The organism is Mesorhizobium sp. B2-8-9, from assembly GCF_006439475.1.
Classification (GTDB): Bacteria; Pseudomonadota; Alphaproteobacteria; order Rhizobiales; family Rhizobiaceae; genus Mesorhizobium.
Map to the genome: position 1 here is coordinate 440,596 of NZ_VFTQ01000001.1, position 13,956 is coordinate 454,551.

At 62.7% G+C, this 13,956-nt stretch carries 18 protein-coding genes; 11 read left to right on the forward strand and 7 right to left on the reverse strand.

What is annotated here, in order from left to right:
• Window positions 1-24: 24 nt before the first annotated feature.
• Complete coding sequence (locus FJ423_RS02255; protein ID WP_140838808.1) at window positions 25-528, forward strand: NUDIX domain-containing protein; 504 nt, start codon at window positions 25-27, stop codon at window positions 526-528.
• Here FJ423_RS02255 and FJ423_RS02260 read toward each other — a convergent pair whose 3' ends face one another.
• Together FJ423_RS02260 and FJ423_RS33440 are read right to left on the reverse strand one after the other, a co-directional pair.
• On the reverse strand, window positions 529-1,515 hold the full coding sequence (locus tag FJ423_RS02260; RefSeq protein ID WP_140838810.1) for a glutathione S-transferase family protein: 987 nt from the start codon (window positions 1,513-1,515) through the stop codon (window positions 529-531). It abuts the gene before it with no gap.
• Complete coding sequence (locus tag FJ423_RS33440) at window positions 1,499-1,720, reverse strand: hypothetical protein (protein ID WP_181174696.1); 222 nt, start codon at window positions 1,718-1,720, stop codon at window positions 1,499-1,501. Before FJ423_RS33440 ends, FJ423_RS02260 begins: the two co-directional genes overlap by 17 nt.
• Window positions 1,721-1,841: 121 nt before the next feature.
• Between FJ423_RS33440 and FJ423_RS02265 the strand changes: the two genes are divergently transcribed.
• The 6 genes from FJ423_RS02265 to FJ423_RS02290 all read left to right on the forward strand — a co-directional run bounded on the left by FJ423_RS02265 (window position 1,842) and on the right by FJ423_RS02290 (window position 6,587).
• The gene (locus tag FJ423_RS02265; RefSeq protein ID WP_140838812.1) at window positions 1,842-2,447 is read left to right on the forward strand and encodes an N-acetyltransferase; all 606 of its coding nucleotides are present in this window, start codon (window positions 1,842-1,844) and stop codon (window positions 2,445-2,447) included.
• Window positions 2,448-2,474: 27 nt separating this feature from the next.
• Window positions 2,475-3,236 (forward strand): 3-hydroxyacyl-CoA dehydrogenase, encoded by a 762-nt coding sequence (locus tag FJ423_RS02270; protein WP_140838814.1) that lies wholly within the window; start codon window positions 2,475-2,477, stop codon window positions 3,234-3,236.
• 6 nt (window positions 3,237-3,242) lie between these two features.
• Window positions 3,243-4,430, forward strand: coding sequence for a CaiB/BaiF CoA-transferase family protein (locus tag FJ423_RS02275; protein WP_140838816.1), 1,188 nt, complete (start codon window positions 3,243-3,245; stop codon window positions 4,428-4,430).
• Window positions 4,431-4,466: 36 nt separating this feature from the next.
• Entirely contained in the window at window positions 4,467-5,237 is a 771-nt protein-coding gene (locus FJ423_RS02280; protein ID WP_140838818.1) for a HugZ family protein, read from the forward strand.
• A 158-nt stretch (window positions 5,238-5,395) separates the two neighbouring features.
• Entirely contained in the window at window positions 5,396-5,734 is a 339-nt protein-coding gene (locus tag FJ423_RS02285; RefSeq protein WP_095766438.1) for a metalloregulator ArsR/SmtB family transcription factor, read from the forward strand.
• A gap of 55 nt (window positions 5,735-5,789) precedes the next feature.
• A complete protein-coding gene (locus FJ423_RS02290) occupies window positions 5,790-6,587 on the forward strand; it encodes an RNA methyltransferase (protein ID WP_140838820.1) in 798 nt (265 codons plus the stop codon).
• Between the two features lie 180 nt (window positions 6,588-6,767).
• Here FJ423_RS02290 and FJ423_RS02295 read toward each other — a convergent pair whose 3' ends face one another.
• Window positions 6,768-7,910 carry a hypothetical protein gene (locus FJ423_RS02295; RefSeq protein ID WP_140838822.1) on the reverse strand — a complete coding sequence of 381 codons (1,143 nt, stop codon included), beginning with the start codon at window positions 7,908-7,910 and terminating at the stop codon, window positions 6,768-6,770.
• 134 nt (window positions 7,911-8,044) lie between these two features.
• Window positions 8,045-8,581, reverse strand: a complete 537-nt coding sequence (locus FJ423_RS02300; protein WP_224514585.1) for an EipA family protein — start codon at window positions 8,579-8,581, stop codon at window positions 8,045-8,047.
• A gap of 382 nt (window positions 8,582-8,963) precedes the next feature.
• Between FJ423_RS02300 and FJ423_RS02305 the strand changes: the two genes are divergently transcribed.
• Window positions 8,964-9,593: a histidine phosphotransferase family protein gene (locus tag FJ423_RS02305; protein WP_095766435.1), complete on the forward strand. Its 630-nt coding sequence runs from the start codon at window positions 8,964-8,966 to the stop codon at window positions 9,591-9,593.
• Between the two features lie 222 nt (window positions 9,594-9,815).
• Window positions 9,816-10,184 (forward strand): response regulator, encoded by a 369-nt coding sequence (locus FJ423_RS02310; protein WP_095766434.1) that lies wholly within the window; start codon window positions 9,816-9,818, stop codon window positions 10,182-10,184.
• Window positions 10,185-10,253: 69 nt separating this feature from the next.
• Here FJ423_RS02310 and ctrA read toward each other — a convergent pair whose 3' ends face one another.
• Window positions 10,254-10,949 (reverse strand): cell cycle two-component system response regulator CtrA, encoded by a 696-nt coding sequence (gene ctrA, locus FJ423_RS02315; RefSeq protein ID WP_006203583.1) that lies wholly within the window; start codon window positions 10,947-10,949, stop codon window positions 10,254-10,256.
• A 449-nt stretch (window positions 10,950-11,398) separates the two neighbouring features.
• On the opposite strand from ctrA, the gene FJ423_RS02320 reads away from it, so the two are divergent.
• Window positions 11,399-11,776 carry a flagellar export protein FliJ gene (locus FJ423_RS02320; protein ID WP_040989842.1) on the forward strand — a complete coding sequence of 126 codons (378 nt, stop codon included), beginning with the start codon at window positions 11,399-11,401 and terminating at the stop codon, window positions 11,774-11,776.
• An 81-nt stretch (window positions 11,777-11,857) separates the two neighbouring features.
• On the opposite strand, the gene FJ423_RS02325 is transcribed toward FJ423_RS02320, so the two are convergent.
• Window positions 11,858-12,259 (reverse strand): helix-turn-helix domain-containing protein, encoded by a 402-nt coding sequence (locus FJ423_RS02325; protein WP_140838824.1) that lies wholly within the window; start codon window positions 12,257-12,259, stop codon window positions 11,858-11,860.
• Between the two features lie 92 nt (window positions 12,260-12,351).
• On the opposite strand from FJ423_RS02325, the gene FJ423_RS02330 reads away from it, so the two are divergent.
• Complete coding sequence (locus tag FJ423_RS02330; RefSeq protein ID WP_140838826.1) at window positions 12,352-13,278, forward strand: NADP-dependent oxidoreductase; 927 nt, start codon at window positions 12,352-12,354, stop codon at window positions 13,276-13,278.
• 66 nt (window positions 13,279-13,344) lie between these two features.
• Here FJ423_RS02330 and FJ423_RS02335 read toward each other — a convergent pair whose 3' ends face one another.
• Complete coding sequence (locus FJ423_RS02335) at window positions 13,345-13,620, reverse strand: DUF1153 domain-containing protein (RefSeq protein WP_006203587.1); 276 nt, start codon at window positions 13,618-13,620, stop codon at window positions 13,345-13,347.
• Window positions 13,621-13,956 lie beyond the last annotated feature (336 nt).

Genomic DNA, 13,956 nt, shown 5'->3' on the forward strand with positions numbered 1-13,956 from the left:
AACATCTGCTTTGGGGGTCGTTGAATGAACCGCCCGGCCGATCCTGACGCGGCATTCCGCCAGACCGGCTGGCCGGGGTTGCGGGCAAGGCTGTTCCATTTTTACTTTCTGCTGCGCCGCCCGATGACGCTTGGCGTGCGCGGGCTGGTCTATGACCGTGCCTCCAACTCAGTCTTCCTGATCCGCCACACCTATGTTCCCGGTTGGCAATTGCCGGGCGGCGGCGTCGAGGTGGGCGAGACCCTTGAGGAAGCGCTGGCGCGCGAACTGGCCGAGGAAGGCAACATCGCTCTGACTGCGCCGCCGGTGCTGAAGTCGATGCATTTCAACCATCACCCCAGCAAGCGCGACCATGTCGGCCTTTATCTGATCGAAGCCTTCTACCAGACGGCGCCGAAACTGCCTGACCACGAGATCGCCGAAGCGGGTTTCTTTCCGCTCGACCGCCTGCCGGAGGGCACGACGCCGGCGACGCTGCAGCGGATAGCGGAGATTTTTGGCGGCGAGCGTAACTCGGCTTACTGGTAATCAAGCCGCCTTCCTGAACCTGTTCCGGTCATGCGGCGCGGCATAATCAAGCTCCGGCCCTGCCGGAATGATCCCCGTCGGGTTGATCGATCTGTGGCTGCCGTAATAATGCGCCTTGATGTGATGCAGGCTGACCGTGCCCGCGACGCCGGGCACCTGATAGAGATCGCGCAAATAGTTCGACAGGTTCGGATAGTCGGCGATGCGGCGCAGGTTGCATTTGAAGTGGCCGACATAGACCGGATCGAAACGAACCAGCGTCGTGAACAGCCGCCAGTCGGCCTCGGTGATGCGTTCGCCGGTCAGAAAGCGCTGCTGCGAAAGCCGCTCTTCGATCGTATCAAGCGCTAAGAACAATTCGCCGAACGCTTCCTCATAGGCTTTCTGCGTGGTGGCGAAGCCGGCGCGATAGACGCCGTTGTTGATTGCCGGATAGACCAGCGCATTGATCCTGTCGATCTCCGCGCGTAGCGCCGCCGGATAGAAGTCGAGACCGGCGTCGCCCCATTCGTCGAAGGCGGAATTGAGCATGCGGACGATCTCGGAGGACTCATTGTTGACGATGGTCTCTTGCCTTTTGTCCCACAGCACCGGCACCGTGACGCGGCCTGAATATGCCGGATCGGCCTTGGCATAGACCTGGTGCAGAAAATCGAGGCCGTAGAGCGTGTCGCCCGTGGCGCCGTCCTCAGCTTTGAAGGTCCAGCCGTTCTCCCCCATGAAATGGTGCACCACGGAGACGGAGATGATGCCCTCCAGCTTCTTCAGGACGCGAAAGATCAGTGTGCGATGCGCCCATGGGCAGGCGAGCGACACATAGAGGTGATAACGGCCAGGTTCCGCCTTGAAGCCGCGCGTGCGCCCTTGCGCCGGCACGCCGTCGCGCGTGATCCAGTCGCGCCATTGCGATTCCGTTCGCACGAACCGGCCGCCGCTATCGGTGTTGGGCGCGCGATCCTGCCATCTGCCTTCAATCAGCAATCCCATGCGAAAAATCTCCCTGCGGCTCGATATTATCTAGGTTGATGACCGGGCTGGCGAAGCCCTCAGCGGATGAACAGTTCGTCAAACGACGAACCAGTTCGTCAAATGACCAACCGCTCCGGGGACGGATAAGTTCGTCATGGACGCAAAGAAAGCCTGAAAGCACCGATTGCAGCGGCCCAAAATTGATGCTAGCGGAGGCGCCCATGTTCGACTTTGCCTCGATCCGGTTCGACCGACGACGAAAGGGCGCCCGCGCTTAAGAAGCGTTGACTGGCGAACGCTGCCGCTTTGCAGCAGACCTTCCTCGATACCGGAACGCAAAGACCATGAGCCTTGCCGACGTGAAATACCTGCCGGAGACTCCGGCGCATGACCCTGAAATCGAAGCCATCAACGACGAGGCCTTCGGTCCGGGTCGTTTCGTGCTTGCCGCCTACAAGATCCGCGAGTCAGGAGGACATGACCGCTCGATGTCCTTCGTCGCCGTCAAGGACGGCACGGTCATCGCTTCGGTGCGCATGACGCGCGTGGCAGCGGGCGCCGGACGCGCCATGATGCTCGGCCCGCTTGCGGTGCGCCCCGCCTACAAGAATCTCGGCATCGGCCGCAAGCTGGTCGCGATCGCGCTGGAGGCGGCCAGGAAGGCCGGTGCGCCTGCCGTCATTCTGGTTGGTGACGAACCATATTATGGACCGCTTGGCTTCAAGCGCTTCCCGCGCGGACAGATCACCATGCCGCGCCCGGTCGATCTCGACCGGCTGCTGTATCACGAGATCAAGCCGGGGGCGGTCGCCCGCTTTGCCGGCGATGTCTGTCACGCCAACACGGCAAAGGTTGCGGAATTTGCCCCGGCCGTGTCGCGTTCGACCGCGAGTGTGCAGCCTTCAATCGACCCGCCCATTGCGGTTGCGCCTCCTTTGCGCGCTTCGTAGCATAATCGGGAATCCTGGGAGGCCTGCATGAACCCGAACGGCCAGATCGCGATCGTCACCGGCGGCGGGTCGGGCCTTGGCGAGGCAACGGCGCGCGCCTTGGCGGCCAAGGGCGCCCGCGTCGCCATCCTCGACGTGGGCATCGAGCGCGCGGCGAAAGTTGCAGCCGAGATCGGCGGCGTTGCCGTCCAATGCGATGTCGGCAGCGGCGACCGCGCTACGGCCGCGATCGCCGAAGTGGCTGAAAAGCTGGGGCAGCCGCGCATCCTGGTCAATTGCGCCGGCATTGCCATCGGCATGAAGACGATCGGCAAGGACGGACCGCATCCGCTCGACCAGTATCGCAAGGTGATCGAGATCAACCTCATCGGCACCTTCAACATGATCCGCCTCGTTGCCGACCGGGCGGCGAAACTCGAACCGCTCGCCGGCGGCGAGCGCGGCGTCATCGTCAACACCGCCTCCGTCGCCGCCTATGACGGCCAGATCGGGCAGGCCGCCTATGCGGCCTCCAAGGGCGGCGTCGTCGGCATGACGCTGCCTGTGGCCCGCGATCTGGCGCGATCCGGCATTCGCGTCTGCACCATCGCGCCCGGCATCTTCAAGACGCCGATGATGGCCGGCATGCCGCAGGAAGTGCAGGATTCGCTCGGCGCTTCCGTGCCTTTCCCGCCGCGGCTCGGCGAGCCGTCCGAATATGCGTCGCTTGCGCTCCACATCGTCGAGAACCAGATGTTGAACGGCGAGACCATCCGCCTCGACGGCGCTATCCGCATGGCGCCGAAATAAGCGGGGATGTCTGGCTCGCCGACAGGCGCCGGTGCTTCCACCGGAAAGACCGGGCCGCTCGCCGGCCTGAAAGTGATCGAGATGGCCGGGCTTGGCCCGGTGCCGCTTGCCGCCCTAATGCTGTCCGAAATGGGCGCCGAGGTGCTGCGCATCGAACGCGCCGATGCCGGCCAGCCGCTTCTGAGCCTGCCCGAACAATACAATCTCGACCGCCACGGCCGTTCCATCCTCAAGCTCGACCTGAAGAGCCAGGCGGGCGCCGCCCTGCTGCTGCGCCTTGCGGCAGGGGCCGACGTGCTTGTCGAAGGCTTTCGCCCCGGCGTGATGGAACGGCTCGGCCTCGGGCCGGATGCCGTTCTGCAGCGCAATCCGGCGCTGATCTATGGCCGCTTGACCGGATTCGGACAGGACGGGCCGCTGTCCGGGCGAGCAGGACACGACATCACCTATCTCGCCTATGCGGGCCTCTTGCATGCAATCGGCAGGCACGACGCGCCGCCGGTGCCACCGCTCAACCTCGTCGCAGATCAAGGCGGCGGCGCCATGATGCTGATCGCCGGCGTGCTCGCCGCTCTCTTCCGGCGTTCGCGCAGCGGAACGGGCCAGGTGGTCGATGCCTCGATGATCGAGGGAGCCTCGATGCTCGCCACACCCATCCACGCCTACATGGCGGCGGGTCTCTGGAGCGACAGGCGCGGCGAGAACCTGCTCGATTCCGGTGCGCCGTTCTACGATACATATGAGACGGCTGACGCAAGGCACATTGCCATTGGCTGTCTCGAACCGCGCTTCTTTGCCGAATTCGCCAGGCTGCTGCCGCTCGACGAGCATTTTGTCGGCAGCCAGTTCGACAAGTCGTCGTGGCCCGCGATGCGCGCCGCCATCGCCGGCCGGATCAAGCAGAAGACGCGCGACGAATGGGCCACGCTTTTCGCCGCGACCGACGCTTGCGTGGCGCCCGTGCTGTCCCTGGTCGAAGCCAGGAACCATCCGCACAGCCGCGCCAGGAAAAGCTTTGTGAAGTCCGGCGAGTTCGACCGCCCGGCGCCGGCGCCGCGTTTCTCGCAAAACCCGCAGACGCTCGCCGCGGCGCCGGACGTCGCCGATCGCGGCCCAGCGGACATATTGAGCCGTTTTGGGTTGAAAGAAGACGAGATCGCAGCCCTTGCAAAGGCGGGTGTACTCGGCCGATAACCGGAGAACAGAAATCAACTTATCTCGGGTGAACCTGTGACCGAACCGAAAAAGGACGTCATTCGCGAGACCGACGCCGAGGCGATCAGGCTCGCGAAAACCCTGATCCGCGCAGCACGTTTCGGCGCGCTCGCGGTGATCGAGCCCGGCACCGGCGCGCCGCTGGCAAGCAGGGTTGGCGTCGCCACCGACATCGACGGCGCGCCGCTGATCCTGATCTCGATGCTGTCCGCACACACCGGTGCGTTGCTCGCGGATCCGCGCTGTTCGCTGTTGCTTGGCGAACCCGGCAAGGGCGATCCGCTGGCGCATCCGCGCATCAGCCTGGCATGCCGGGCCCTGCGGCTGGAGCAGGGATCTGCCGATCAGATCCGAGCCGAACGCCGCTATCTCAACCGCAATCCGAAGGCGAAGCTCTATGCCGGGCTCGGCGACTTCTCGTTCTTCCGGCTCGATCCCGAGCGCGCCAGCCTGAATGGCGGCTTCGGCAAGGCCTTTCTTCTCGACCGTGATGATTTCATCACCGATCCCCCCCTTATCGAGGAGTTCGCCGGCAGCGAGCAGGCCGCACTCGATCACATGAATACCGACCATCGCGACGCGCTTGCTCTTTACGCCCGTCATTTCGGCCGCGCCGAAGGCGACGGCTGGATCGTCACCGGTTTCGACCCCGATGGCATGGATCTCGCGGCCGCCGATGCGGCCTGCAGGATTTTCTTTCCCCGGCCTTTGCAAAGCGCGCGCGAATTGCGTTCGGTGCTCGTCGAGATGGCCAGGGCGGGACGCGCGGCCGAGCAAGAGCGATAGTTGATCGCGCGCCGGCAAAAGCAACGCTTGAGATTTAGATGAAATGATCTACCTTTGTAGTGGCGCTGATTCAGCAGCGCCTAGCGACATCTGAACATCGTGGAATCAGGCGCCATTGCCCCCTGGCGTCTGGATGAGCCAGGACCCTTGGGGGATCTATGATCTCAAATAAGCTAATCGCCAATGCGGAATCGGCGGCCGCCTTTCTCACGCTCATGGGCAACGAAAAGCGCTTGCTGATCATGGCTCACCTGATCGACGATGAAATGTCGGTCGGCGCCATCGCCGAGAAGGTGCAACTCAGCCAGTCCGCGCTGTCGCAGCATCTCGCCAAGCTGAGGGCGCTCGATCTCGTCGAGACCCGGCGCGACCGCCAGATGATTTACTATTCCTGCAAATCCGAGGCGGTGCGCGAATTGCTGCGCATGCTGGAAGGCATTTTCGGCGACGGCGACCTTTCACAGATGGCCTATCGGTTGCGCCGCGCCGGGGCTTGACCCGCGCCATCCAAAGCCCCTTACCTCGCTGGCAATTTTTGCCGACGAGATTTGCATGAACCTCATCTCCATCGACGATCCTCGGGACCCGCGCGTCGCCGCCTATCTCGACATCCGCGAGCGCGACCTCGTCGGCCGGCATGGCCGCTTCGTCGCCGAAGGCAAGGTCGTGCTGGACCTTCTTCTGTCGAGCGGACGCTTCGCCGCCGAGTCTGCCCTCATCCTCGAAAACAGGCTGGCTGGCGTGCAGGAGATCTTGCGCAAGGCGCCCGCGGGTTTTCCGGTCCATGTCGCCGCCGGCGAGGTCATGGACCGGATCGCCGGCTTCCACATGCACCGCGGCATCCTGGCGATCGGCTTGCGCGGCGATCCGACGCCCGCCGAGATTCTGGTGGAAACCTTGCCCCGGCGTGCCTTGGCCGTCGTCCTGGTCGGCATATCCAATCACGATAATATGGGCGCGATCTTCCGCAATGCGGCGGCCTTCGGCGCGGACGCGGTGCTGCTCGACCAGACGTGCTGCGATCCGCTCTACCGCAAGGCAATCCGTGTTTCCGTCGGTGCGGCGCTGAAGGTTCCCTTCGCGTCATTCGGCGACACCGGAACGTTCACCGCGACCCTCGATCGGCTTGGCTTCGCCCAGTTCGCACTATCGCCACGCGGAAACGTCGACATCCGCGCCGCGGAGCGATCGGCGCGCCTGGCGCTTTACCTCGGCACCGAAGGCGAAGGCCTGCCGCGGGATCTGCTTGCCCGGTTGCATACGGTGAAGATCGCCATGGCGGAAGGTTTCGACAGCCTGAACGTCGCCGCCGCGTCGGCCATCGCCCTGCATCACTTTTCAAACCGCTAGCGGTCCCGACCTGAGAGCCCGAACAGCTGCAACGCTTTGAGGTGTATTGAGATTCAGGTCAGGCCGAGTCGAAAATGGTGGCTTCCGAGAACCGGAGCGGAGCGTACTTAAAGTACGTGAGCACCGGAAGCGCAGGAAGCCGGCATTTGCAGGCCGGCCTCACCTGAATACCAACACACCTCAGTTGGACGGGCCGGCCTTCTGCAACGCCCTGACACGATCGGCAAGGCTGACGCCGCGCCCGTTCTGCTGCCCCTCGCCCGCCAGCGCCTTGGCGATAGGCGAATCCGGCCCGTCGAGCTTCATCGTCAGATTGACCACCTCGGCTGCCAGCTCGTTCATTTGTTCGCGGAGGCCGGCGCCGGAGCGTGCGTCGCCCGCTGATTCGGGCATTGCCGTCCCCGTGGCGGCGGCAAGATCGGTCTTCAGCCGCTTGTTCTCGCGCGCCAGCGCCGTCAGCCTCGCCTCCAGCCGTTCCCGATCGCCCTCGAGCCTGGCGATTGCCTTATCGACATCGTCGCCTTTCGTGTCCGTTCCGGCAGCCAGCCGCGCAACGCCGTTTGCAGCGCTCTCCTTCGAACGTTCGCGCATTCGGGCGAGATCCTTCTCGCGGCGGTCGAGCTTTTCCTCGCGGTCGGCAAGCGTCGCGAGCAGCCGCTCGACCTTCTTGTCGAGCTCGGCCGTTTTCTTCTTCTCCGCCTTCAGCGCTTCGCGCGCGGCCTTGCTCTCGGACGCGACCTCCTGATTGCGTCGGTCCGCCTCCCTGCGCTGGCCTTTGAGCAACGCGATGTCACTGGCCAGCTTTTCCAGCTCCGATTCGCGGGCAACCAGCTCGATCTGCCGATTCGAGGACGAGAAGCTGGCGTCGTCATACATCTGCTCGAGCTTCTGCAACTCCAGCGCGCGCTTCTCCAGCGCCCGCTCCGTCTGCGCGTGCTTCTCCGCCAGGCGGTGCAACTCTTCCTCGCGCTGCCTGAGCTCCGCATTCTTGGCCTGCAGGTCGGAAAGCGCCTGATTCTTGTCCTTTCTTTCAACCGCGAGCCCCTTCAAAGCCTCGTTCGCGCGGCCGATCTCCACCAGCTGCTCAGCGACCTTTTCCTGAAGGTTCTTGACGGTTATCTCCAGCCGGCGCGTCGTCATGGCATATTCCGCCCGCACCCGGTCCTTGTCCGCCTGAATTTCGGCCGGCGTCAGCGGCAGCGAAGCCTCAAGGCGCCTGCGCGTCAGGACAACGGCCCGCCGCCAGACCGCCGGCGCGACCAGCGACGCCAGAAAAACGGCGCAAAGGAAACCGAGTACGAAGAACAGAACCGACTGGACCAAGGCGTGCTATCCACTTTACGGCGCGGCTATCGCTGGATTGTGCCAGCTTGGCATGGCGGAAATTCAACGCGGCGGCAAGAGCTTGCCGCGGCGCGATCAGCACTGTCCGAGCGATCGTAGCGAGCGCAATCCGATCAGAACGGGTTCCAGGTCGGCCTTTCGGTAAGCTTCAGATAGCCGAGATTGACTCCAAGACGCGCGCCGACGCCGGTGCGGATCGGCACGAGCAGCACCCGGTTGCTCTGCAGAACGTTGAAGCCGACGCCGGCGATGACATAGGCTGAGCCGGCAACGCCGCCGAAGCGGTTATAAAGGCTGCTGATGTCGTCGAGGTTATAGACCAGCATCATCACCCGGGACCCCTCGCCACCGAAATCCCAGCCGAGCGAAGGGCCTTGCCAGAACACCTTATGGTCGCCGGCGTTCTTGGTGTAGAGCGTCCCCTCGCCATAGGTCAGGCCGCCGATCAGGGCGCCGGATCCTTCCTCGCCGAGCAGGTAGCCATTGGGCAGACCGTAGGAGGCGAAGATCTTCTCGACGACGGTGGCCAGACCGCCGGATGTCTCGCCGAAAAATTTATGACCGGAATCGACGATTTCCTGAGCGGTGTACTGCTGAGCCCGCGACGCCGAGGTCGAAAGGACCAAAGCCGCCAGGAGTGTGATGGTCATGGTGAGGACGCGGACGAACGTCCGGTCGTAGTATCGGGAAAACATGCTTCCAATCTCCGTCAGGGAGCACTTTCGCCGACGCCTCGCACCCCTGCGGCTCTTGCCGGCCGTTCGGGGTGGCTATCACGGGCAAATTATGCCGTAATCCTTTTTCAACCATTAAGCTCCCACACGAAGATGGCGGTTCGAAGGCTGCGCTTTTGCCGCTGCGGCGGGTTTCCCCCGCGAAACACACCATTTTCGCCGTCGATGATTTTGGATTTGTTGATGCGCGCTCGGGCCCTGTGTATTCAGAAAGCCTTGGAAAAGAGCGTGATTCGTGTGGGCAGGCGCGAAACCGTCGCTCGGCCATGAACAAATGACTTAAGCAGGGATTTCGCCGATGGCCGAGCTTTTCACCCTTTCCGCGCCAGATCTCGCCGCGCTGCTTTGCAGCCGTGTCTGCCACGACATCATTTCGCCGGTCGGCGCAATCAACAACGGCCTCGAGCTGCTCGACGAAGGCGGCGCCGACGAAGACGCCATGAAGCTCATTCGCCAGAGCGCCAAGAACGCCTCGGCGCGATTGCAGTTTGCCCGCATCGCCTTCGGCGCCGCGGGTTCCGCCGGCATGATGATCGACACGGGCGATGCCGAGGCCGTGGCCATCGCCTTCTTGAAGAACGAAAAGCCGGAACTGCTGTGGAACGGCCCCCGTGCGCTGCTTCCTAAGAACAAGGTCAAGCTGCTGCTCAACCTCATTCTCGTCGCCAACGCGGCCATACCGCGCGGCGGCAAGCTGGTGGTCACGCTGGAAAGTCTCGAAACCGAGCCGCGTTTTTCGCTGTCGGCCAGTGGGCCGATGCTGCGCGTGCCGCCGAAATTCCTCGAACTGCATTCCGGCCACAAGCCGGAGGAGCCGATCGACGCCCATTCGGTCCAGCCCTATTATACGCTGCTTCTGGCGCGCGAGGCCAATATGACGATCTCGATCCACGCGACCGCCGAGGAGATCGTGCTGACGGCTGCCTAAGAAAAACCGAAGTATCTTTTATTGCTGATATTTTTGCTGGCGGCGCAGATTGAGCAATGCCAGCCGCGATCCATGTAATCGCGCTGCGGGGTCAAGGCCGCGCGACACCGTGTTTGGAAAAACTTTACCTAACGGCTTTTCGGCTTCTTTACCAGATTGGCCTATGGTGGTTTGCGGCCACCCCGAGATTGCGGTTCGGCAGATGGCAAAGAGGACCCGGACATGAAGCGCTGCCTGTTCGTCGATGATTCGAGCGTCATCAGGAAGGTCGCAAAACGCATTCTTGGCGGCTCGGATATGATTGTCGTCGAGGCCTCGACCGGAGTCGAGGCCACCGACATTTGCGCCGGCGACATGCCCGATGTCATCGTCATCGACGGTGGTCTTGCCGACGTCCCGGCCGTGGACCTTATTCGCCGCATCCGTGCTATCGAAGCGCCCATCAAGCCGCAGATTCTGGTCTCGCTGGTCGAGGTCGACGTCGCGGCGATCATGCGCGCCAAGCGCGCCGGCGCCCAAGGCTATCTGCTGAAGCCCTTCAACCGTGCGCAACTGCTCGAAAGCTTTCGCGTCCTGAAGATAGCCGCCTGATTCGCCGGAACCGTTTTCAAGCAAAAACCCGGCCTGAGCCGGGTTTTTCGTTCGAATCGCTGGGATGGCTTATGCGCTGACGCGAATATCTTCCGGCTCGCGCAGCACATAGCCGCGGCCCCACACCGTTTCGATGTAGTTCTGACCGCCGGACGCCGCGTCGAGTTTCTTGCGCAGCTTGCAAATGAAGACGTCGATGATCTTCAGCTCCGGCTCGTCCATACCGCCATAGAGATGGTTGAGGAACATTTCCTTGGTGAGCGTCGTGCCCTTGCGCAGCGAGAGCAGCTCCAGCATCTGATATTCCTTGCCGGTCAGGTGCACGCGCTGACCGCCGACCTCGACCGTCTTGGCGTCGAGATTGACCACAAGGTCGCCGGTGGTGATGACCGACTGGGCATGCCCTTTGGAGCGGCGCACGATCGCGTGGATGCGCGCCACCAGCTCGTCCTTATGGAAGGGCTTGGTCATATAGTCGTCGGCGCCGAAGCCCAGGCCGCGCACCTTGTCCTCGATGCCGGCCATGCCGGAGAGGATCAGGATCGGCGTCTTGACCTTGGAAAGGCGCAACGTGCGCAGGACTTCATAGCCCGACATATCGGGGAGATTGAGGTCCAGAAGGATGATGTCGTAATCGTAGAGCTTGCCGAGATCGACACCTTCTTCGCCGAGATCGGTCGTATAGACGTTGAAGCTCTCCGATTTCAGCATCAGTTCGATGCTCTGTGCGGTTGCACTGTCATCTTCAATCAGCAGAACACGCATTTCATTCCCCTTTTCTGCTGCCGGACCGTGTCACGACCCGTCCGGGACCCGGAGCAGTGATTGCCTGAACAGAAGGTGCCACCGACTGGTTAACAAATCCTAATTTCGTGCCATCCACGATACCAGATTTTTTAACCCCTTTCTACACCCACTTGAATCTAATAACGAATCACAGACCAAAACCGCTGATGCACCACATTAAAAAGTCAGTCTAAGTGACTCCAGGGACTCGCTGGCCCGGGCTTCCCGCCGCCGCCGGAATTTTTACCCGGCCTTAAGTCCTCGCCCGTATGATTAACAATGCCCGTAAACGAATGGTTACCGCCGGCGAAAATCTTTAGGGCTTTGTTTCCTATAGCCCAGGGAAAGCCGGGGGAAACGGGCGGCGCTTAGGTCTTTCCGGGCGGACTGGACGGTATTGCAGGTGTGCGTTTGCGGAGTATCGAGTCATGAAGTCACGTGAAAACCTCGTTCGACTGAAGCAGTTTCAGGTGAATGAGAAGCGGCGGCAGCTCTTGCAGCTGGACATGATGATCGCCGAGTTCGAGCGCATGGCCGTCGAGCTGGAGGCGCAGATCATCGCCGAAGAGAAAAAGGCCGGCATCACCGACATCAACCATTTCGCCTATCCGACCTTCGCCAAGGCGGCTCGCCTGCGCCGCGACAACCTCAGGAATTCACAAAGCGACCTCGCCCAGCAGCGAAGCACTGCCGAATCATTACTCGGCGAAGCTGAAGCGGAGCTGTCCAAGGCGGAGATGCTGGAATCGCGCGACACCAAGATCCGCGAGGCCGAAACGGGCGGCCGCAGCGCCATGATCGGCTGATCGTCGGGCATAGTCGAGTCATGCCGGAGACCTGCCGGCATCCTCAGAGCTGGCAATCGCCAAAAATCGGCCTCGCCGTCTTCACGGCATAGCGGCCTTCTCGCCGTGATCGGCCGATGCCCGGGTTCGGGCATCCTTGATTTCGGATGCATGCTCTTCCGCCCAGGAGCGTATCTGGCTGAGCAATCCCGCAAGGTTCCGCCCAAGCTCCGTCAGTTCGTACTCCACGCGCGGCGGGATCACCGCGAACACCTCGCGCCGCACGAGGCCGTCGCGCTCCAGCACGCGCAGCGTCTGCGTCAGCATTTTGGGCGTGATGCCCTCCAGCTTGCGCGCCAGCTCGCCATTGCGCAGCCGGCCGCTCCGCAGCGCGCAGACGGTGAGATAAACCCATTTGCTCGCGAGCATCTCGAGCACGGTATGCGATGGGCAGGAGCGCCGGAACGCGTCGTAGCCGAAGGGAGATCTGTCTTCGCTATCCATGAGGTGCCTATATATACAAAAGGTACATACTCGACAATCGAATACTACTATCCAAATGATAGCGGGCACATTCACTCGAACAGGAGGCGTTCATGCGTGCCGTTATCCAGACTTCCGTCGGCGGACCCGAGGTCCTTTTCGTAGCCGAGCAGCCCGACCCCAAGCCCGGCCCCGGTGAAGTGCTCGTCCGCGTCAAGGCCGCGGGCGTCAACCCGGTCGATGGCGCCGTGCGCGGCGGTTTCATTCCGCTGCTCGGCGAACCGCCTTTCATCCTTGGCTGGGACATTTCCGGGACCGTCGCGGCGCTCGGAGACGGCGTGACCGCCTTTAAACTCGGCGACGAGGTGTTCGGCATGCCGCGCTTTCCCAAGCAGGCCGGCGCCTATGCCGAGCTCGCCGCGGCGCCGGCGGACGAGATCGTCGCGAAACCTGCCGCCATCGACCATGCCCATGCCGCGGCCTTGCCGCTGGCCGGTCTGACGGCCTGGCAAGGCCTCGTCCGCCATGGCGGCCTGCAAGCGGGCCAACGGGTGCTGGTTCACGCCGGCGCCGGCGGCGTCGGCCATCTGGCGGTGCAGATCGCCAAGGCGCGCGGCGCCTGGGTGGCATCGACCGCCAGTCCGGACAAAACCGACTATGTCCGCTCGATCGGCGCCGACGAGGTGATCGACTACACCAGGGACGATTTCACCGGGAAGGTCGGCAATGTCGATCTGGTGCTGGACCCGATCGGCGGCGACCACGCCGACAAGTCGCTGGAAGTGCTGCGTGACGGCGGCGTTCTGGTGTCGCTGCTCGACGTTCACGACGCCACCAGGGCGAAGGCCAAGGAGCGGAACATCCGCGTTGAACGCATGTCTGTGGTGCCTGATCGCGAGGGGCTCGCCGAACTCGCCAGGCTGGTCGGGGCCAAAAAGCTGATGCCGCATGTGGCGAAAGCTTTCCCGCTCGACCAGGCGGCGGCCGCCCATGCCTTCCTCGCGACCCGCCCCATCGGAAAGGTCGTGCTGACAGTTTGAATGGAAGGCCGCCGCAAAAGCGAAGGGCGCGGAGTCCCGCGCCCTTGCACGTTTTCGGCCGGCAGCTTAATGCCGGTATTGCTGGATTCGCGTGGTGCGCAGCCCGGCAAGGCCGTATTCGTCGATCGATGCCTGCCAGGAGAGAAATTCTTCGGTGGTGAGCTTGTAGCGCTGGCAGGCTTCCTCAAGGCTGAGCAGGCCGCCGCGTACAGCGGCGACCACTTCCGCCTTGCGCCGGATAACCCAGCGCCGCGTGTTCGTCGGCGGCAGATCGGCGATCGTAAGAGGGCTGCCGTCGGGCCCAATAACATACTTGACTCTAGGTCTAACCAGATCGGTCATCGTACTCTCTACTAAAAACTCAAAGACCCAATCCCCGCCACAGTACCGTCACAGCTTTAAAAATTGCCTAAGCGAACCCTAATGACTAAGTAAGGATCGTGAACGCCCGGTTAGGATTTCGTTTAGAATTTGAAACACCGGCCTCCGGGCCTTGATTTTTGCCGGTGAACTCGTCTTGGCCGCAAGCTGGCGCATGCGTGGCGCTTGACCTATATTCCGGCCATTGGCATTGAGCGCCGCACAGTGAAAGCATCATGAACAGCCTCGATCTCCCTCGCCGCCCCGCAGAAACCCGCGTCGTCGTCGCGATGTCGGGTGGTGTCGATTCCTCGGTGG